The sequence below is a fragment of the Saccharothrix sp. genome (assembly GCF_031180885.1).
GTDB lineage: Bacteria > Actinomycetota > Actinomycetes > Mycobacteriales > Pseudonocardiaceae > Actinosynnema.
This window is the reverse complement of sequence record NZ_JAPSLK010000024.1, coordinates 33,394-52,035: the sequence shown is the minus strand read 5'-3', so window position 1 is coordinate 52,035 and position 18,642 is coordinate 33,394. Positions and strand designations below refer to the sequence as shown.

Here is an 18,642-nt window from a genome sequence, read left to right as displayed (position 1 = left end):
CCTGTGGTACCAACGCGGGGTGCGTTCGCAACCGTTCCCGGCCACCCTGCGCCGCAAGTGGTCCGCCGACCTGACCGCGGCGGAGGTCTACCACCTGCTCAGGCTGCGCAACGACGTGTTCGTGGTCGAGCAGAACTGCGCGTACGCCGACCTCGACGGGCGTGACCTCGAACCCACCACCCGGCACTTCTGGCTGGAGGTCGACGGCGCGCCGCAGGCCTACCTGAGGCTGCTGGAGGAACCCGACGGCACCTACCGCATCGGGCGGGTGTGCACCGCTCGCGCCGCGCGCGGCCTCGGGTTCAGCCGGCGGCTGGTGGAGGCGGCGCTGGTCGAGGTCGGGCGCACCGAGTGCGTGCTGGACGCCCAGACCTACGTCGCCGACTTCTACGCCTCGTTCGGCTTCCGGCCCGAGGGCGCGGAGTTCATCGAGGACGGGATACCGCACCTGCGGATGCGCCGGTCTCGCTGATCACCCGCACCGCCCGCTCGACGTCGGCCTCGGTGAGGTCGGCGCGGGCGGTCAGCCGGATGCGGGAGATCTGGTCGGGCACCGACGGCGGCCGGAAGCAGCCCACCACGACGCCCCGCGCCCGGCACCCCTCCGCCCAGGCGACCGCCGCCTCCGGCGAGGGGGCCTGCACCGACACCACGGCGGCCGTCGGGTTGCTGACCCGGAAACCCTTCTCCTTCAACCGGAACGCCAAGTCCTGCGCCACGTCCAGCGCCCGCGCGGGACGGTCCGGCTCCTCCCGCAGCACCTTCAACGCGGCCAGCGCGGCGGCGGCGCTGCTCGGGGCCAGACCGGTGTCGAAGATGAACGTGCGCGCGGTGTCCACCAGGTGCTTGATCACCCGGCTCGGCCCGAGCACCGCGCCGCCCTGCGCGCCCAGCGACTTGGACAACGTCACCGTCGTCACCACGTCGGGTGCTTTCGCCAGCCCGGCGGCGTGCACCGCGCCCCGCCCGCCGTCGCCCACCACGCCCAGGCCGTGCGCGTCGTCCACGACCAGCGCCGACCCGTGCTCGCGGCAGGTCGCGGCGAGTTCGGCCAGCGGGGCCAGGTCGCCGTCGACGGAGAAGATCGAGTCGGTCACCACCAGCGCGCGCCGCTTGCCGCGGGTGGCCAGGGCGTGCGCGACCTTCGGCACGTCGCAGTGGCCCGCGACCACGACGTCCGCCTTGGACAGCCGGGTCCCGTCGATCAGCGAGGCGTGGATGTGCTGGTCGGCGACGATCGCGGTGCCGGGGCCGGACAGGGCGGTGAGCACGCCCAGGTTGGCCGCGTAGCCGGAGGAGAACACCAGCGCGGACTGGGTGCCGCAGAAGTTCGCGAGTTCGTACTCCAGCTCGGTGTGCAGCTCGGTGGAGCCGGTGACCAGGCGGGACCCGGTGGACCCGGCGCCCCAGCGCAGCGAGGCCGCCGCGGCGGCGCCCGCGACCCGCTTGTCCCGGGCCAGGCCCAGGTAGTCGTTGGACGCGAGGTCGAGGTCGGTCGAGTCGGCCGGGCGCGGACGGACCCGGCGGGCCAGGCCCGCCTTCGCACGCGCCTCGGCACGCGTGTCGATCCAGTCGAAGACCGACTCCGGCGCGGACACCCCTGTGCTCACACTCACGCCGGCAGTGTCGCATCCGGCGGATACCGTCCCCGCGTGGACCTCTTCCAGCTCGGGCGGGACGACCTGCGGTCGCTGCGCGTGGACGCGCCGGTCCACCGCGACGAGCGGACCGGGTTGTGGCTGGTCAGCCGGTACGCGGACGTGAAGGCCGTGCTGGCGGACCCGAGGACGTTCCACCCGGACAACGCGCTGACCGCGGTGACGCCGATCCCGTCCCCGGTGCTGCGGACCCTCGCCCGGTCGGGCTTCTCCCTGCCGCCGACCTTGGCCAACAACGGCACCGACACCCACACGGGCCTGCGCCGGTTGGTGGCCGCTTTCCTCACGCCTTCGCGGGTCGCCGCCATGCGCCCGAGGATCGCCGAGCTGGCAAGCGAACGCTTGGGCGGGTTGAGCGGGACCGTCGACCTGCACCCCGCGCTGGCCCGGGACCTGCCGGCGATCGTGTTGCTGGAGGTCATGGGCATCCGGGACGTGGACGTCGACAAGCTCAAGGCGTGGAGCACGGCCTCGTTGGAGCTGTTCTGGGGTGACGTGACCGTCGAGCGGCAGCACGAGCTGGCCGGCCCCGCCGCCGAGTTCCACCAGTGGCTGACCTCGCGGATCAAGGCCGCCGACCCCGCCGGTGACGACCTGTTCTCCGCCCTGCGCCGCGAGGAGGTGCCGATCCGGGACGCCGCCGGCCTGTGCTACTTCCTGCTGATCGCGGGCCAGGAGACCACCACCCAGCTGCTGTGCGCGGTGTTCGACGCGGTGCTGCGGCACGGCGACCTGTGGGACCGGCTGGGCGAGCCCGGCATGGCGGAGCGGTGCGTCGAGGAGGTGCTGCGCCGCGACCCGCCGGTCAACACGTGGCGGCGGGTGGCGGCGCGGGACGTGACGATCTCCGGCGTGGAGGTGCCGAAGGGCGCCCAGTTGCTGCTGATGCTCGCGGGCACCGGGTCCGACCCGGAGGTGTTCGACGACCCGGAACGGCTGTGCCCCGCGCGGCCCAACGCGCGCAAGCACCTCGCGTTCGGGTTCGGCCGGCACTTCTGCCTGGGCGCGGGCCTGGCCCGGCTGGAGGCGGAGGTGGTGCTGCGGGAGACCTTCGCGCGGTTCCCGAACCTCCGCCCGGCCTCCACCGAGCCGCCGCCGATGCTGGGGCTGCTGTCGTTCCGGGCGCCGCTGAGCGTGCTCGTCGAGCTACTAGGGGACGAGGATGAGCTTGCCGGTGGTGGCGCGGGACTCCAGGGCCTCGTGGGCGCGGGCGGCGTCGGCCAGCGGTAGCGCGTCGCCGAGGGTCGTCTTCAGGTCCAGCTCGAACACCTTGCGCACGTTGTCCGGGGTGAGCGGGTTGCCCAGGCCGATCAGCGAGACGCCCTTGGCGAAGACGTCCGACGCGGTGACGTCCAGCGGCTCGCCACTGGCGAAGCCGAACACCACCAGCCGGCCGGTGCCGGGGCGGAGCAGGTCGAACGACTGGCGGGCGGTCGTGCCGCCGACCGACGAGAAGACGACGTCCACCTCGCCGACCTGCTCGGTCCAACCCTCGGCGCTGTAGTCGACGGTCTCGTGCGCGCCCAGCTCGCGGGCGTGCGCCAGCTTCTCCGCGCTGCTCGCGGCGGCGACCACGGTGGCCCCGGCGCGGGCGGCGAGCTGCACCAGCAGGCCGCCGACCCCGCCGCCGGCCGCCTCGACCAGGACCCGGTCACCGGGCGCGACCCGGGCGCGTTCGACGGCCTGGACCGCCGTCGAGCCCTGGAGCAGCAGGGCGAGGGCCTCGTGGTCGGTGATGTGGTCGGGCACCTCGACGCCGTCCTTCACGGCGGCCAGCTCGGCGTAGCCGTCGCCGGACGGGACGCCGATGATCCGGCGGCCGTCCTCGGTGGTGCCGACGACTTCGGTGCCGAGCTGACCGGTGGGCGTGAGGGCCGCCGGGTACCACGGGAAGAGCTTGCGGCCCTTGCCCGAGCGGATGACCGTCTCGCCGTAGTTCACGCCGATAGCGGTGACGCGGACCAACTCCTCGCCGGGGCCGGGCACCGGGTCCGGCACCTCCACGACCTCCAGGACGTCGGCCGGGCCGAATTCGGTGAACCGCACTGCGCGCATGTCTTCGTCCTCCCATGAAGCGGACCGGCGGTCCGCTTTGCTGTCCGCTACGATACGGACTGCCGGTCCGGTTTTGTCAAGTTCCTTCGGAGGTGCCCGTGCCCGAACGTCGCGACGCCGCCCGCAACCGGGCCGCGATCCTCGCCGCCGCCTCGCGGCTGATCGGGGAGCGCGGGCTCGACGCGGTGAACATGGAGGACGTGGCGGTCGCGGCGGGCGTCGGCAAGGGGACGGTGTTCCGCAGGTTCGGCGACCGGGAGGGGTTGATCCAGGCGGTCGTGGCGGAGAGCGCCGAAGCGTGGAAGGCCGAGTCCGAAGTGCTGGTGACGTCCACCGACCGGCCGCCGGACGAGAGGGTGATCACGTTCGTGGCCACCCTGTTCGACCACGTGATGGCCCACCTGCCGGTGGTCCGGGCGCTGGAGCAGGTGTCCGCGCGGGGCAGCGGGTGCGATGCGAACTTCGACCTCACGCACTCGCGGTTGTCGGCACTGATCGCGCAGGTCAGGCCGTACGAGGACGCGGATTTCCTGGCGCACGCGCTGCTGGCCAACCTGCGCGGCGAGCACCTGCACCACCTGGTCCACCGGGTCGGGCTGCCGGTGCAGCAGGTGCGGCTGGGTGTGATCGCGCTCGCGCGGGCCGTGCTGACCGGGGACTTGGTCGGCGCCGGCCGGGATGCGACGATGCCTCCGCTGTAGGGGTGCGCGAGGAAGCCGGTGCGAATCCGGCACGGTCCCGCCACTGTGACCGGAGGTCGTTTCCGGGAGTCAGGAACTCGGCCCCCGGAACCACTCGACCGGACACGGGCGTGGACACCCGAGGAAGGACACCGCCGCATGGGCGCGCGTTTCCCCTTTTCCGCCGTCGTCGGACATGACGACCTCCGCTTGGCCCTGCTGTTGAACGCCGTGCACCCCGGGATCGGCGGTGTGCTGGTGCGGGGCGAGAAGGGGACCGCGAAGTCGACCGTGGTCCGGGCGCTGGCGGCGCTCCTGCCGGAGCTGGACGTGGTGCCCGGGTGCCGGTTCGCGTGCGACCCGGCGGTGGAGGTCGACTGCCCCGATGGTCCGCACGGGCGGCCTCCGGCCCCCGTCTCCATCGTCTCACGGACCACCGACAATTCCGGCGCTTCCGGCGTCTCGGGCGGCGCTGCCAGTGCGGGCGGGGCTTCGGGCGGTGGCGGCGCAAGCGGGGCTTCGGGCGGTGGCGGCGCAAGCGGGGCTTCGGGCGGTGGTGGCGCGGGCGGGGCTGTTGAGCGGCGGCCGGCGCGGTTGGTGGAGTTGCCGGTCGGGGCCACCGAGGACCGGTTGATCGGGTCCCTCGACCTTGAGCGCGCGTTGACCGAGGGCGTCCGCGCCTACCAGCCGGGGTTGCTCGCCGCCGCTCACCGTGGGGTGCTGTACGTCGACGAGGTCAACCTCCTCCACGACCACCTGGTCGACCTCCTCCTCGACGCCGCCGCCATGGGCCGCGCGCACGTCGAGCGCGAAGGGGTCTCCGTCTCGCACGCGGCCTCGTTCCTCCTCGTCGGCACGATGAACCCGGAAGAAGGAGAACTCCGCCCGCAGCTCCTGGACCGCTTCGGCCTCACCGTCTCCGTCAAGGCCGCGCGGGACGTCGCCACCCGCACCGAGGTCATCCGCCGCCGCCTCGCCTACGAGGCCGACCCCGCCGGATTCGCCGCGCGGTGGGCCGAGCAGGACGCCGAGCTGGCCGCCCGGATCGTCGACGCCCGAGACCGCCTGCCCACCGTCGTGCTGCCCGACGCCGAACTGCGCCGGATCGCCGCCGTGTGCGCGGCCTTCGAAGTGGACGGCATGCGGGCCGACCTGGTCGTCGCCCGGACGGCCGTCGCGCACGCAGCCTGGCGCGGTGCGGACGAGGTCGCCGAGGCCGACGTCGAGGCCGCTGTTCGGCTCGCGCTGCCGCACCGCAAGCGGCGGGACCCGTTCGACGAGCCCGGCCTCGAAGAAGAGCAGCTCGAAGACGCCATGAAGCAGGGCGCCGAGCACGCCGCCGAACCGGAACCGGAACCCGATCCGGATGGGCCGGACGGTGGCGGCCTGCCCGAAGACGGCGGACTTCCGCCCGGACAAGAGGAAGCACAGTCCACTTCGGACGGTCGTGGGACCGCGCCGGAGCGCACCCACGCGCCCGCCCCGTCGTTCCGCACCCGCCTGCTCGAAGTGCCGGGAGTGGGGGAGGGCGCGCCGGGCAAGAGGTCCCGGGCGCGCGCCCGCACCGGGCGGGTCGTCCGTTCGTCCACTGTGGATGGAAGTGGGCTGCACCTGGTGGGCACGCTGGGCGCGGCGGCCCCGCACCAGGCCGCGCGCGGGCGCAGCGGTCCGGGACTGGTGCTGCGGGGCTCTGACCTGCGGAAGGCGGTCCGGGAGGGCAAGGAGAGCAACCTCGTCCTGTTCGTGGTCGACGCGTCCGGCTCGATGGCCGCCCGGCAGCGCATGTCGGCGGTCAGCGGCGCGGTGATCTCCCTGCTGCGCGACGCCTACCAGCGGCGCGACAAGGTCGGTGTGATCACGTTCCGGGGCGCCGCCGCCGAGACCGCCCTGCCGCCGACGAACTCGGTGGACGCCGCCGCCGCCCGGCTGCGCCAACTCCGGACCGGCGGACGCACCCCGTTGGCCGACGGCCTCCTGAAGGCCCGCCGGGTGCTCCAGACCGAACGGGTCCGCGACCCGCGCCGCCGCCCGCTGCTGGTCCTGCTCACCGACGGCCGCGCCACCGCCACCAGCACCGGCGGCGACCCGATGCGCGACGCCCTGCGCGCCGCCGGTCTGCTGGCCGCCGACGAGGTGGCGTCCGTGGTCGTCGACTGCGAGTCCGGCCACATCCGGCTGGGCCTCGCCGCCCGCGTCGCCCAAGCGCTGGACGCGGTGTGCCTGCGCCTCGAAGAACTGTCCGCCGACCAGGTCGCCGGCGTCGTGCGCGCCGCACGCGCCGCGTAAAGGAGCCCGCAGTGCCCCAGGGACAGCCGTCCGTCGTGCCCACCGACGGGCTCACCACCAGGCAGCGGCGCAACCGGCCGCTGGTCGTCCTCCACACGGGGGAGATGAAGGGCAAGTCCACCGCCGCGTTCGGCCTCGCGCTGCGCGGCTGGAACCAGGGCTGGTCGATCGGCGTCTTCCAGTTCGTGAAGTCGGCCAAGTGGAAGGTCGGCGAGGAGAACGCCTTCCGCGCGCTGGGTCGGTTGCACGAGCAGACCGGCGAGGGCGGGCCCGTCGAGTGGCACAAGATGGGCGAGGGCTGGTCCTGGTCGCGCAAGCAGGGCACCGAGGAGGACCACGCCGCCGCCGCGCGCGAGGGCTGGCAGGAGATCTCCCGCAGGCTCGCCGCTGAGCAGCACGGCCTGTACGTGCTCGACGAGTTCACCTACCCGCTGCACTGGGGCTGGATCGACGTGGACGAGGTGGTCACGGCGCTGCGCGAGCGGCCCGGCCACCAGCACGTCGTCATCACCGGCCGGTACGCGCCGCAGGCCCTGGTCGACGCCGCCGACCTGGTGGTCGAGATGACCAAGGTCAAGCACCCGATGGACGCGGGGCAGAAGGGCCAGAAGGGGATCGAGTGGTGAACCGCCTGGTGGTCGCCGCGCCCGCGTCGGGCAGCGGCAAGACCACCGTGGCCACCGGCCTGATGGCGGCGCTGCGCCGCGCGGGGGACCGGGTGGCCCCCTTCAAGGTCGGGCCGGACTACATCGACCCCGGCTACCACGGGCTCGCCACCGGCCGTCCCGGCCGCAACCTCGACCCGGTGATGGTCGGCGAACACCGCGTGGCGTCGCTGTTCGCGCACGGGTCGCGCGGCTGCGACATCGCCGTGGTGGAAGGCGTGATGGGGCTGTTCGACGGGCGGGTGGACACCGAGGGCATCGGGTCCACCGCGCACGTCGCCAAGCTGCTGTCCGCGCCCGTGCTGTTCGTGGTCGACGCGCGCGGCCAGAGCCGCAGCCTGGCGGCGCTGCTGCACGGGTTCCGGGGTTACGACCCGACCGTGCGGCTGGGCGGCGTGGTGCTCAACCAGGTCGGGTCGGCGCGGCACGAGCACGTGTTGCGCGGCGCGTGCGCCGAGGTCGGGCTGGAGGTGCTGGGCGTGCTGCCCCGGGACGACCGGTTCGCGCTGCCGTCCCGCCACCTGGGCCTGGTCACCGCCGCCGAGCACGGTTCGGCCGCCGTCGAGGCGGTGGACGCCGTCGCCGAGGCGGTCGCGGCCCACGTCGACCTGGACGCGGTGCGGCGGCTCGCGGCCGGGGTGCCGGCCATGGCGGTGCCCGCGTGGGACCCGGCGGAGGAGGTCACGGCCGTGACGGGCGCACCGGTCGTCGCGGTCGCGGGCGGGGCGGCGTTCACGTTCGGCTACGCCGAGCACGTGGAGCTGTTGCGGGCGGCCGGCGCGGACGTGGTGACCGTGGACCCGCTGCGCGACGAGGACCTGCCGGAGGGCACGTCGGGGCTGGTCCTGCCCGGCGGTTTCCCCGAGCAGCACGCGGCTGAGTTGTCGGCCAACGTCGGGCTGCGGGACGCGGTCGCGGCACTGGCCCGGTCCGGCGCGCCCGTGCACGCCGAGTGCGGCGGGTTGCTGTACCTGGCGAAGTCGCTGGACGGCGTGCCGATGTGCGGGGTGCTCGACGCGGACGGCTCGATGACACCCCGGCTCACCCTGGGTTACCGGGACGCCGTCGCCCCGGTGGACTCCGTGCTGGCCCGCGCCGGGACGCGGATCACCGGGCACGAGTTCCACCGGACGACGTTGAGCGTGCCGGCGGGCGCGAAGCCGGCCTGGCAGTGGCGCGGTTACGACCTGCGCCCGGTGGCCGAGGGTTACGTCCTTGGTGGGGTGCATGCGTCCTATCTGCACACCCACCCGGCCTCCGCCCCTGACGCCATCACCCGCTTTGTGCGGGCTGTGTTGAATGGCCCTGCCTCCGGCAGGGCGGCGGAGTCGCCCGGGGAGTCGGTCGTCCGGCGCTGATCCCGCTCCGGCCAAAGGCGCGGCCGGAGCGGGATCAGCGCCGGACGACCGACGCGACTCCGCGAATCGAAGCAGGTTCGGGTCGAGGCCACTCGATAGTGGATCGCCCGGGCGCGGTACGGTCGTTGCCCACCAAGCAGCCGAACACGTCGTGGGGAGCAGTTGTGATGACTGGTCGGGTCTCCTTCGTGGGCGCCGGTCCCGGTGCCGCCGATCTCATCACCCTCCGGGGCGCCAAACGCATAGCCGAGGCCGACGTGGTGATCTGGGCGCCCAGCGTCGTGGAGATCGAGTGCGTGCGCGAGCACGTCCGTCCCGACGCCGAACTGGTCGACTTCTCCCGCGTGTCCGAGTCCGAGGTGCTGGACGTCTACCGCCGCGCGTCGGCGGGGCAGCTCAAGGTGGTGCGGCTGCACGCGGGCGACCCGTCGCTGTGGGGCGGGCTGCGCGAGCAGTACGAGGCGTGCCAGCGGCTGGGGCTCGCGGTCGAGGTGGTGCCGGGTGTGTCGGCCGTGTCGGCGGCGGGTGCGGCGGTGGGGCGGGAGCTGACCTCGTCCGACGTGGCGCGGTCGCTGGTGCTGGCCGGGCCGGAGGGCGCCGAGCACCTCAAGGACTTCGCCGCGCACGGCACGACGTTGGCGATCTCCGCGTCCGGGGCGCGCACCGCGCGGATCGTGGAGCAGTTGCGCGCGGGTGGCTGCGCCGACGACACGCCGGTTGTGGTGGCGTACAAGGTTTCCCTGCCCGACGAGACGGTCGTGCAGACCACGTTGGGCGAGCTGGAGGCGTGCGTCAAGGAGCACAAGCTGTACCGGACCACGCTGTTCCTGGTGGGCGACGTGCTGAAGGCGTCCGGGCGGCGGTCGGCGGACGAGCCGGTGCGGCGGTCGCGGGCGTCGAAGTGGGGCAAGCGCCGGGAGTCGCCGTCCGCGACGGCGTGGTCGATGGTGCACGACTGGCAGGAGACCGCGCGGGCGAACCGCCCGGCGCCGAAGGCGAAGCCCGCCGAACCGGTGCTCGCTCTCGTACCGGAACCCGTTGAGGTGCAAGAGGAAGCGCCCGTCGAGGAAGCTCTGAAGCCCAAGGCGGCCGTCGCCGCCGCGGCCAAGAAGAAGCCCGCGTCGGTCCAGGCGAGCACGACCCCGCGCCCGCGCAAGCCGGCTGCCTCGCGCACCGCCAAGAAGCCCAAGCGCGCCAACTGACATGGACGTCGCCGCACTGCACGGGTTCCTCACCGCGACCGGCCGGTCGTGGGACTCGGTGACCGTCGTGGACGCCGCCGTGGTCGGCGCCCGCCACGCCCTCAACGTGTGCCGCGCCCGGTCCGCGGTCGTCGTACATGGGGCGGACCCGGCCGAACTGGCCGCCGGCCTGGCCGGGTGGCGGCGGTCGCTGACCGTGTCCGACGGCGGCGAACTGTCCAGTGTGGACCCGGCTGATGCTGTCGTACGACGTTGGTCTGCGCCGGATTTCGTGCTGTGCGTGGCGGAAAACGCCTTCCCGCCGGTTTCGGGTGGCTGGGCGCTGCCGGATGACGATTTCGCCCACCGGGACGGCATGGTCGCCACCGCCGAGGTGCGCGCACTCGCGCTGTCCCGCCTGGCCCCGCGCCCCGGCGTGCTGGTCTGGGACGTCGGCGCGGGACCCGGTGCCGTCGGCGTCGAGTGCGCCCGGCTGGGCGCGGCGGTGATCGCGGTCGAGCAGGACCCCGTGCAGTGCGTGCGGATCATCGCCAACGCCTCCGCGCACGGCGTGGACGTGCGGGTGGTCGAGTCACCGCTGGCCGAGGCCGCCGACCTGCCCCGACCCGACGCCGTGTTCGTCGGTGGCGGTGGCGCGGACGTGGTGCGGCAGTGCGCGCGCGTCGGCGCCGGCCGGATCGTCGTGGCCACCGCCGACCTGGACCGGGTGCTGCCCGCGCGGGACGCGCTCGTGCGGGCCGGGTACGAGGTCGAGGGCAGCCAGCTGTCGGCGGCGCGGCTGACCGGCGGGACGCTGCTCGCGGCGAACCCGGTGACCGTGCTGTGGGGGACGAGGAAGTCGTGATCGGTGTCTTCGCCGCGGACGAACCCGCGCGCCGGGCCGCGGTGGAGCTGGCCAAGCGGCTGGGTCCGGACGCCGTGGTCCCGGACGGCCCGGTCCGCCCCGCGCTGCGCCGACTGTGGCCGCGGCTGGGTTCCGCGGTGTTCTTCCTGGGCACCGAGGCGACTGTCCGACTGGTCGCGCCGCTGCTGCGGGACGAGCGTTCCGACCCCGGGGTCGTGTGCGTGGACGGCGGTTTCACGGTGTCGCTGCTGGGCGGTGCCGATGCACTCGCGGTGCAGGTCGCCGACCTGTTGGACAACACCCCGGTCCTGACGTCGACGGACATCTCGCCGTTGGACGAGTTGGTGGAGCTGCTGGACGTGTCCGTCGAGGGCGACCTCGCGGCGTGCGGCGCGGCCCTGCGCGAGGGCGAACAGGTGGTGCTGGCCAACCCGCTGGGCTTCCCCCTGCCTGCCCTGCCGGACAACGTCGTGGTCGGCCACGCGGATCTCCCGGCGACCTGGACTGTGTTGCTTGATGACCGCATCCCACCGGGCCGGCCACGCGAGAACGTCGTCCGCTTGGTGCCGCGTTCGCTGGTGGTGGGAATCGGGTCGAGCACCGGTGTGTCGGCGCAGGCCGTGTCCGACGTGCTGGGCGAGCTGGAGGCGCGGGGCTTGGACCTGCGCGCGGTGCGAGCCTTCGCCACGGTGGACCGCAAGCTGTCCGAGCAGGGGATCACTGATGCCGTAGAGGACTGGGGCTTCTGGCACTCCGGCGTCGCGCCGCTGTTGGTGTACCCGGCGGAGGAACTGGCGGTCGTGCCGGTGCCGAACCCGGCGGAGCTGGCGATCGGGATTCCTTCGGTGGCGGAGGCGGCGGCACTGCGCGGTGCGATGGAACTCTCGGGCGGCGGCCGGGTCGAGATCGCGGTGGAGAAGGTGAAGGGCGCCGCGGTGACGGTGGCGGCGGCCCGGGTGCTGCCTCGCGGCCGGTTGGCCTTGGTGGGCTTGGGTCCCGGCGGGGCCGACGAGCGGACGCCGCGGGCGGAGGCCGAGTTGCGGCGGGCTTCGGTGGTGGTGGGGACGGAGGAGTGCGTGGCCCAGGTCCGACATCTGCTGCGGCCGGGGACGCGGGTGGTGTCGGAGGGTGCGGTCGAGTTGGCCGAGGCGGGTGCGGCGGTGGCTTACGTGGGCCGCGATTTTGGTCCGGAGGTGACGGGCCCGGTGCGCGCGGAGGTCGTGCGGGTACCAGGGATCACCCTCAACCCCAACCGCTGACCCACACTCTCTTCCGACGCCGACCAACGCCCCGTGCTCGCCGGGCTTGGCCTTCAGGGCGCCGCGCCCGGCCTCCAGCCCGCACTGCCTGGTCTTCAGCCCCGCGCTTACTTCAACTTCGGTCTGCGGTTGCTTGGCCTCCGGCCCCGGTTCCATTGTCCCACGGGGGTACGACAATTCGGTCGAAGCGCCCCCTGGGGTCCATTCTGCCGGCGGGGTACGACAGGTGGCTTCGGCGGCTTTTGCGTTCCACTCACCCACCCACCCCCACCCAGGCCATCCCCGCAAGAGCCCCAACTGCACCCGCCTGCGGCGGGGCTGCCTGCGGCGGCCGACACGGCCCGGCTTCGCCGGGCCGTGCGACCCGAGCGCGCAGCGCTCGGGTCTGCGCGCGAAGCGCGCTTGGCGCGCACCGCGCGCCTGGCTTGTGCCAGGTGGCCTGGGTGGGGGTGGGCGGGCGGAACGCCCGACGTGAGACAGCCGATCCCACCGCCGACCACTCCACACCGGCACCCGGCGAACCCGAGCCAGACCCACCCTTCAGCCCCCCGACGCCCCCACCTCGACGCCCGCTCCGCCGACGCCCGCTCCGCCTGACCCGCCTACCTCGACCCGCCCGATCCGCGTCCCCGGCCTCGCCCTGGATGCCCCGCCCGGCCTCATCCCGCGTGCCCCACCCTGCCCCGCGTGCCCCGCCCGGCCTCATCCCGCGTGCCCCGCCTGGCCCCGCGTGCCCCGCCCGGCCCCGCGTGCCCCGCCCGGCCCCGCGTGCCTCGCCTCGCGCGCGCCGACCCGCCTTGATCCGCCCGCCCGGTCCCGCCCAACCCACGCCCGCCCAACCCACGCCCGCCCAACCCACGCCCGCCCAACCCACGCCCACCCAACCCACACCCACGCACCCCGCCCACCCAGGTCGTCAAGTGTGAAGCCGGTTCTGGTGCTTGTCGCACCTCCAACTTTCCGCCTAGCTGAAAGGACGCCGCCGACCCAATCCCTGCCGGAAGGACAGAGCGCCATGGCGAAAACCCTGCATCGCCTGATCACCGCTCTCGCCGCAGCCATCGCCGCGGTCGGGTTGCTCACCGTCGCACCTGCGCAAGCGGACACCGTCGAGCCGTACATCGTCGGTGGTACGCGGGCCTCGATCAGCCAGTACCCCTGGACCGTCTACCTCGCCACCTCCAGCGGTGGGCAGTTCTGCGGTGGCACCCTCGTCTCCGCGAACAAGGTCGTCACCGCCGCGCACTGCACCAGCGGCCGGACGCCGGCGAGCACCAAGGTCGTCTGGGGGCGTGAGGACAAGCAGAGCACGGCCGGCATCGTCGCCAACGTCACCCGCATCTGGATCCACCCGAGCTACCGCTCCGCCACCTCGGGCTACGACGTCTCCGTCCTGACCCTCGACCGCTCCATCTCCTCCGCCTACCTCCCCCTCGCCACCCCCTCCGACACCGCCCTCTACGCCGCCGGCACCAACGCCACCATCCTCGGCTGGGGCACGACCTCCTCCGGCGGCTCCGCCTCGCGCTACCTCCTGAAGGCCACCGTCCCGGTCACCTCCGACGCGACCTGCAAGTCCGCGTACTCCCAGTACAGCGCCACCACGATGGTGTGCGCGGGCTACCCGCAGGGCGGTGTCGACACCTGCCAGGGTGACTCCGGCGGCCCGATGGTCGCCGGCGGCAAGCTGATCGGCGCCACCTCGTGGGGCCGTGGGTGCGCGCTCGCCGGGTACCCGGGCGTCTACGCCCGCATCTCGTCCTACTACTCCGCGCTCACCCAGCAGATCAACTCGTGACCCGACGCCGTGCCCACGTCCGGGTGATTCACCGGGCGTGGGCACGGCCCGCGTGGTCCGATCGAGGCCATGCGACTGCTCACCGCCGCCCTCGTCATGCTCGCCGCGTCAGCCGCCACCGCCACCGCCGCCACCGCTCACGCCGAGCCCGGCCTCTACGGCTGCGGCACCTCGGTCAGCGGGTCGACCGGGAACGGGTGGTGCTCCGGCTCCGGCACCTTCCGCCTGGTCGTGGCGTGCGACGACGGCAAGTTCGCGCGCAGCCAGTGGATGACCATCCACACCGGCCAGGGCACCGTCGGCATCTCCTGCACCAACGCCAAGGCCGTCGGCGCCGAGATCGAGATGAAGTAGCCTCCCGGGCCGTGGACGACTACCTGCCGCTGCCCGAGGACTGGGACCGCGCCCTCGCGATCGTGGCCCACCCCGACGACCTCGAGTACGGGGGCGCCGCCGCCGTCGCCCGCTGGACCGGGCAGGGCAGGTCCGTCGCGTACCTGCTGGTCACCAAGGGCGAGGCGGGGATCGACTCGATGCCGCCCGAGGAGGCCGGTCCGGTCCGCATGAGGGAGCAGGTGGCCAGTGCGAACGTGGTCGGCGTCTCCGAGGTGGAGTTCCTCGACCACCCCGACGGGACCATCGAGTACGGCCTGCCGCTGCGCCGCGACCTCGCCGCCGCGATCCGCCGCCACCGGCCGCGGCTGATCATCACCAACAACTTCCGCGACACCTACCCGGGCGGGTTCCTGAACATGGCCGACCACAAGGTCGTCGGCCGGGCCGTCGTGGACGCGGTGCGCGACGCCGGCAACCGGTGGGTGTTCCGCGACCTCGGTCTCGAACCGTGGAACGGCGTCCGCCACGTCGCCCTCGCCGCCTCACCGGAATCCGCGCACGCCGTGGACGTCACCGACACCCTCGACCTGGGCATCGCCTCGCTCCGCGCACACGCCGCCTACCTGGAAGGTCTCGGCGGCGGAGACATGGCCGACCCCGAGGTGTTCCTGCGCCGGATGGCCGAGTCCGCCGCCCAGCGCTTCGGCGGCCGCCTCGCCTCACCTTTCGAGCTGCTGGCGATGTAGCGCCGGATCCCGCGAGGGCCGCGTCGGCTTGTCGCGCCGCCTTCCCCGACGATCAGCTTTTCGATCGGCGGGAAACGCGGCGCGACGAGCCGACTTTCAGGCGGCCCGAGCCGCGCGACGCCAGTCGCGCCGTTCAACACAGTGATGTGACCCACCCAGATTGGACATGACATGTCTGGTGTGGATGCTTCTACCCATGCACGGTGAACAGCACTACCTTGTGGGCCTCGACCTGACGGGCCGGAAGGTCGTCGTCGTGGGTGGCGGGACGGTCGCCCAGCGGCGGTTGCCGCGCCTGGTCGCCGCGGGCGCCCGGGTCGAGGTCGTCTCGCCCGAGGTGACGCCCGCGGTCCAGGGGATCGTCGACGCCGGGGACGCGGTGTGGCACCGGCGCCGCTACGCGGACGGCGACCTCGACGGCGCCTGGTACGTGCTGGCCTGCACGTCCGACCCGGAGGTCAACGCCCGGGTCACCGCCGAGGCCACCGCCCAGCGGGTGTTCTGCGTGCGGGCGGACGTAGCCGTGCAGGGGACCGCGGTCACGCCGGCGGTCGGCGAGCACGACGGGCTGCTGCTCGGCGTCCTCGCGGGCGGGCAGCACCGGCGGTCGGCGGCGGTGCGGGACGGGTTGCTCTCCGCCCTGCGCGACGGGTCCCTCAACGACCAGCACGAGCAGCTCGCCGGGGTGGCGCTGGTCGGCGGCGGCCCGGGCGACCCGGACCTGATCACCGTGCGCGGGCGGCGGCTGCTGGCCCGCGCGGACGTCGTCGTGGCCGACCGGCTGGCCCCGCAGGAGCTGTTGGACGAGCTGCCGCAGCACGTCGAGGTCGTGGACGCGGCGAAGATCCCGTACGGCCGGGCGGCGTCGCAGGAGTTCATCAACACCACGCTGGTCGACAACGCCAAGGCCGGCAAGTTCGTGGTGCGGCTCAAGGGCGGCGACCCGTACGTGTTCGGGCGCGGCTTCGAGGAGTTGATCGCGTGCGCCGAGGCCGGTGTCCCGGTGACCGTGGTGCCCGGCGTGACCAGCGCGTTCGGCGTGCCGGCGCTGGCCGACGTGCCGGTGACGCACCGGGGCGTGGCGCACGAGGTGGTCGTGGTCTCCGGGCACGTGGCCCCCGACGACGAGCGGTCCCTGGTCGACTGGGACGCCCTGGCCCGGCTGCGCGGCACGGTCGTCATCCTGATGGGCGTGGAACGGGCCGGCGCGTTCGCCGAAGCGTTGGGCGCCGGCCGGCCCGGTGACACCCCGGTCGCGGTCGTGCAGGAGGGCAGCACGCGGACCCAGCGCGTCGTGCGGTCCACTTTGGACACCCTGGCCGCCGACGTGGTCGAGCACGCGATCCGCCCGCCCGCGATCATCGTTGTGGGACCGGTCGCCGGACTGGCGCAGGAGTTGCCGTTCCGGTCTTCCTGAACGCCCACGCCACACCCAGCACGACGGCGGTGAGCACGGCCAGCAGCGAGGCGAGCGTGGTGGGTCCCGGGTGCACCAGGGGCTCACCGCGCAGCGCCTGCCAGGTCAGCACGACGAACACCCCGGTGTAGCCGAGCGCCGCGACCACGACCAGGCGCAGGCGGGTCCGCTCGGCCAGGCCCAGCGCGGCAAGCCCCAGGCCCAGCAGGATCAGGACCTGGAGGCCGTGCATGCCGAAGAAGTGCGGGATGCGCAGGTCGCCGCCGGTCGTGCTCCACGTGGTCACCGGCATGCCGGGGCCGCCGTCCGGCACGCCCACCGCGTGCCCGCCGCCGAGCTTGATGTTGTTCCCGGCCGCGTCGGTCACGACGGACTTCTTGTTCTTGCCCTGGAAGACCATCAGGTAGCCCGACGCCATGCCCAGGATCGCGAGGTACAGGCCGGTGCGGATGGACCAGGTGGTCGACCGGTCGCCCAGTCTCTGCACCGACAGGAACACCGCGAGCACCACGTTGGCCAGGAACATCAACGGGATCGACGTGCCGAACATGAACTGGACGACCTGGTTGTACGGGTCGCCCTTGGTGCTGTTGAAATGGCTGAACGTGCCGCGCGCGGCCTGCACCCCGACCAGCGCCACGTCCGCGAACAAGATCCACGTGATCGCCGTGGCCAGCCCCGACGTCCACCGCTTCCCCTTGTGCGGCAAGGAGAGCATCCACGACAGGGTGGCCGAGTAGATCGCCAGGGAGAGGCCGAACTTCAACGGCTTGAGCCACACCGGTTCGCCGTTCAGGACGCGGTCGTCCACCACCAGCCCGACCAGCGGGACCAGCGACAGGACGGCGATCGCGACGGCGACCCACAGGGAGGGGCGGTGCCAGGTCTTGGTCATGCCGCAGAGCCTGCTCGGTTGTACCGTGGCGATCACTGGTGTCGGCAGGCGAGTCCGGGGTAGGGCTGTCCCCCGCCGCGAGGGAGGGTTGGCCCGGTGGCCGTGCGGATCTCGTTGGCGGGCGTGGGCCTGGCCAGGGTGCGGTTCGCGTACTCGCCGGTGTTCGAGACGGTGATGGCGGTGGACGGGCTGCGCGTGCCCGGTGCGCACGCCGTGCACCTGCCGTGGGTGTCCTGGGCGCGCGAGCGGGCGGAGTCCATTCAAGACCTCGACGTGCTGCTGGACCTGGTCGCGGGGCCGGTGAAGCCCGCGGTGCTGATGCCGGTGCCGGACGTGCGGATGCCGGACCTGGAGGCGGAGCTGGCCGGCGTGCCGGCGCGGGTGGCGGACGTCGTGCGGGCGTGCCACGAGGTGCTGGTGGCGCCGTTCTGGGCGCGGATCACGGCCGTGCTGGAGGCGGACATCGCGTTCCGGGCCTCGGTGCTCGCCGACCGCGGGGTGGAGGCGGTGTTCGGCGACCTGCACCCGGAGGTGAGCTGGTCGGGCGGCGAGCTGGTGCTGTACGCGGACCGGCGGGCGGACCAGCCGCACCGGGTGGACCTGTCCGAGGACGGCCTGGTGCTGTCGCCGAGCGTGTTCTGCTGGCCCAAAGCGTGGGCGGCGGTGGACCCGGTCGGTCCGGGCGTCGTGCGCTACCCGGCGCGCGGGATCGGGACGCTGTGGGAGGACCCGGCGCCGGTGGTCGGTGACGAGCTGGCGGCCCTGATCGGCCGCACCCGGGCGGCGCTGCTGGGCCTGCTGTCGGCCCCGATGTCGACCACACAACTCGCGTCCCGGCTGGGCGTGACGGCGGGCGCGGTGTCCCAGCACGTGGCCGTGCTCCGCGCGGCCCGCCTGGTCACGACTCGCCGCGAGGGCCGAGCCGTGCTCCACATGCGCACCGCCCGCGCCGACGCGCTCATCGACTGAGCCGCAGCCCGAGCTGCTTGGGGTCGACCGTGTGGCCGTGCTCGCACACCGGCACCAACTTGACCCGGCCACCGCAGTCCACGTGTTCCGGCTCGACCGGGGGCGGGCCGTCGGCCAGGTGGCGGTCGCCCCACGCCATCAGGGACATCAGGACCGGCCACAGGTCGCGGCCCGCCGGGGTCAGGTCGTACTCGTAGCGGACCCGGCTGCCGAACTCCTGGTACGGCCTGCGCTCCAGCAGACCGGCCTCGACCAGGCCGTGCAGGCGGTTGGTCAGCACGTTGCGGGCGATGGCCAGGTGCTGCTGGAGCGCGTCGAAGCGGCGCACGCCGTTGAACACGTCGCGCACGATCTGCAGCGACCAGCGCTCGCCCAGGACGCCCAGGGCACGCGCGATCGAGCACCGGTCGTTGTCGATGACGACTCCTCGCACCCCTCCCACGGTACTCCCTGGGTTGTCAAACGGAACCCAGC

The 18,642-nt window shown here is 73.6% G+C and carries 18 protein-coding genes and 1 riboswitch; of the genes, 14 read left to right on the top strand and 4 right to left on the bottom strand.

Annotated features, from left to right (window positions below; all coding sequences use genetic code 11):
- The first annotated feature begins 19 nt into the window (after nucleotides 1-19).
- Nucleotides 20-472, top strand: a complete 453-nt coding sequence (locus tag RIN75_RS25040) for a GNAT family N-acetyltransferase (protein ID WP_309114454.1) — start codon at nucleotides 20-22, stop codon at nucleotides 470-472.
- On the opposite strand, the gene RIN75_RS25035 is transcribed toward RIN75_RS25040, so the two are convergent.
- Nucleotides 426-1,616, bottom strand: coding sequence for an 8-amino-7-oxononanoate synthase (locus RIN75_RS25035; RefSeq protein WP_309114453.1), 1,191 nt, complete (start codon nucleotides 1,614-1,616; stop codon nucleotides 426-428). The genes RIN75_RS25040 and RIN75_RS25035 overlap by 47 nt on opposite strands.
- Nucleotides 1,617-1,652: 36 nt before the next feature.
- Here RIN75_RS25035 and RIN75_RS25030 point away from each other — a divergent pair, with 36 nt between their 5' ends.
- Nucleotides 1,653-2,888, top strand: coding sequence for a cytochrome P450 (locus tag RIN75_RS25030; RefSeq protein WP_309114452.1), 1,236 nt, complete (start codon nucleotides 1,653-1,655; stop codon nucleotides 2,886-2,888).
- Here RIN75_RS25030 and RIN75_RS25025 read toward each other — a convergent pair.
- Entirely contained in the window at nucleotides 2,808-3,713 is a 906-nt protein-coding gene (locus tag RIN75_RS25025) for a zinc-binding dehydrogenase (protein ID WP_309114451.1), read from the bottom strand. The genes RIN75_RS25030 and RIN75_RS25025 overlap by 81 nt on opposite strands.
- A gap of 98 nt (nucleotides 3,714-3,811) precedes the next feature.
- Here RIN75_RS25025 and RIN75_RS25020 point away from each other — a divergent pair, with 98 nt between their 5' ends.
- The 11 genes from RIN75_RS25020 (at nucleotide 3,812) to cobA (ending at nucleotide 16,304) form a co-directional block, all read left to right on the top strand.
- Nucleotides 3,812-4,414, top strand: a complete 603-nt coding sequence (locus RIN75_RS25020) for a TetR/AcrR family transcriptional regulator (RefSeq protein ID WP_309114450.1) — start codon at nucleotides 3,812-3,814, stop codon at nucleotides 4,412-4,414.
- Nucleotides 4,384-4,514: riboswitch (cobalamin riboswitch) on the top strand. (Overlaps the previous gene by 31 nt.)
- Before the next feature lie 38 nt (nucleotides 4,515-4,552).
- Nucleotides 4,553-6,679, top strand: a complete 2,127-nt coding sequence (locus RIN75_RS25015) for a magnesium chelatase subunit D family protein (protein WP_309114449.1) — start codon at nucleotides 4,553-4,555, stop codon at nucleotides 6,677-6,679.
- Nucleotides 6,680-6,690: 11 nt separating this feature from the next.
- Nucleotides 6,691-7,305: a cob(I)yrinic acid a,c-diamide adenosyltransferase gene (gene cobO, locus RIN75_RS25010; RefSeq protein ID WP_309114448.1), complete on the top strand. Its 615-nt coding sequence runs from the start codon at nucleotides 6,691-6,693 to the stop codon at nucleotides 7,303-7,305.
- Nucleotides 7,302-8,702 (top strand): cobyrinate a,c-diamide synthase, encoded by a 1,401-nt coding sequence (locus RIN75_RS25005; protein WP_309114447.1) that lies wholly within the window; start codon nucleotides 7,302-7,304, stop codon nucleotides 8,700-8,702. The genes cobO and RIN75_RS25005 overlap by 4 nt, the downstream gene beginning before the upstream one ends.
- 167 nt (nucleotides 8,703-8,869) lie before the next feature.
- Nucleotides 8,870-9,904, top strand: a complete 1,035-nt coding sequence (locus tag RIN75_RS25000) for a cobalt-precorrin-4/precorrin-4 C(11)-methyltransferase (RefSeq protein WP_309114446.1) — start codon at nucleotides 8,870-8,872, stop codon at nucleotides 9,902-9,904.
- A gap of 1 nt (nucleotide 9,905) precedes the next feature.
- Nucleotides 9,906-10,748, top strand: a complete 843-nt coding sequence (locus tag RIN75_RS24995) for a hypothetical protein (protein ID WP_309114445.1) — start codon at nucleotides 9,906-9,908, stop codon at nucleotides 10,746-10,748.
- The gene (locus RIN75_RS24990) at nucleotides 10,745-12,007 is read left to right on the top strand and encodes a cobalamin biosynthesis protein (RefSeq protein ID WP_309114444.1); all 1,263 of its coding nucleotides are present in this window, start codon (nucleotides 10,745-10,747) and stop codon (nucleotides 12,005-12,007) included. The genes RIN75_RS24995 and RIN75_RS24990 overlap by 4 nt, the downstream gene beginning before the upstream one ends.
- A gap of 1,015 nt (nucleotides 12,008-13,022) precedes the next feature.
- Nucleotides 13,023-13,805 (top strand): serine protease, encoded by a 783-nt coding sequence (locus RIN75_RS24985; RefSeq protein ID WP_309114443.1) that lies wholly within the window; start codon nucleotides 13,023-13,025, stop codon nucleotides 13,803-13,805.
- A 69-nt stretch (nucleotides 13,806-13,874) separates the two neighbouring features.
- Entirely contained in the window at nucleotides 13,875-14,159 is a 285-nt protein-coding gene (locus RIN75_RS24980) for a hypothetical protein (protein WP_309114442.1), read from the top strand.
- 11 nt (nucleotides 14,160-14,170) lie between these two features.
- Nucleotides 14,171-14,887, top strand: coding sequence for a PIG-L deacetylase family protein (locus tag RIN75_RS24975; protein ID WP_309114441.1), 717 nt, complete (start codon nucleotides 14,171-14,173; stop codon nucleotides 14,885-14,887).
- Between the two features lie 196 nt (nucleotides 14,888-15,083).
- Nucleotides 15,084-16,304 (top strand): uroporphyrinogen-III C-methyltransferase, encoded by a 1,221-nt coding sequence (cobA, locus tag RIN75_RS24970; RefSeq protein WP_309114440.1) that lies wholly within the window; start codon nucleotides 15,084-15,086, stop codon nucleotides 16,302-16,304.
- On the opposite strand, the gene RIN75_RS24965 is transcribed toward cobA, so the two are convergent.
- Entirely contained in the window at nucleotides 16,246-17,199 is a 954-nt protein-coding gene (locus tag RIN75_RS24965; RefSeq protein ID WP_309114439.1) for a hypothetical protein, read from the bottom strand. The two genes, cobA and RIN75_RS24965, sit on opposite strands and share 59 nt — an antisense overlap.
- Before the next feature lie 96 nt (nucleotides 17,200-17,295).
- On the opposite strand from RIN75_RS24965, the gene RIN75_RS24960 reads away from it, so the two are divergent.
- On the top strand, nucleotides 17,296-18,168 hold the full coding sequence (locus RIN75_RS24960) for a DUF5937 family protein (RefSeq protein ID WP_309114438.1): 873 nt from the start codon (nucleotides 17,296-17,298) through the stop codon (nucleotides 18,166-18,168).
- Here RIN75_RS24960 and RIN75_RS24955 read toward each other — a convergent pair.
- Complete coding sequence (locus RIN75_RS24955; protein WP_309114437.1) at nucleotides 18,158-18,601, bottom strand: helix-turn-helix domain-containing protein; 444 nt, start codon at nucleotides 18,599-18,601, stop codon at nucleotides 18,158-18,160. The genes RIN75_RS24960 and RIN75_RS24955 overlap by 11 nt on opposite strands.
- Nucleotides 18,602-18,642: the final 41 nt, after the last annotated feature.

Coding starts and splice junctions, on each gene's coding strand:
- RIN75_RS25025 (WP_309114451.1), bottom strand. CDS start 3,713: ATGCGCGCAGTGCGGTTCACCGAATTCGGCCCGGCCGACGTCCTGGAG.
- RIN75_RS25015 (WP_309114449.1), top strand. CDS start 4,553: ATGGGCGCGCGTTTCCCCTTTTCCGCCGTCGTCGGACATGACGACCTC.
- RIN75_RS25000 (WP_309114446.1), top strand. CDS start 8,870: ATGACTGGTCGGGTCTCCTTCGTGGGCGCCGGTCCCGGTGCCGCCGAT.
- RIN75_RS24995 (WP_309114445.1), top strand. CDS start 9,906: ATGGACGTCGCCGCACTGCACGGGTTCCTCACCGCGACCGGCCGGTCG.
- RIN75_RS24985 (WP_309114443.1), top strand. CDS start 13,023: ATGGCGAAAACCCTGCATCGCCTGATCACCGCTCTCGCCGCAGCCATC.
- RIN75_RS24980 (WP_309114442.1), top strand. CDS start 13,875: ATGCGACTGCTCACCGCCGCCCTCGTCATGCTCGCCGCGTCAGCCGCC.
- cobA (WP_309114440.1), top strand. CDS start 15,084: ATGCACGGTGAACAGCACTACCTTGTGGGCCTCGACCTGACGGGCCGG.
- RIN75_RS24965 (WP_309114439.1), bottom strand. CDS start 17,199: ATGACCAAGACCTGGCACCGCCCCTCCCTGTGGGTCGCCGTCGCGATC.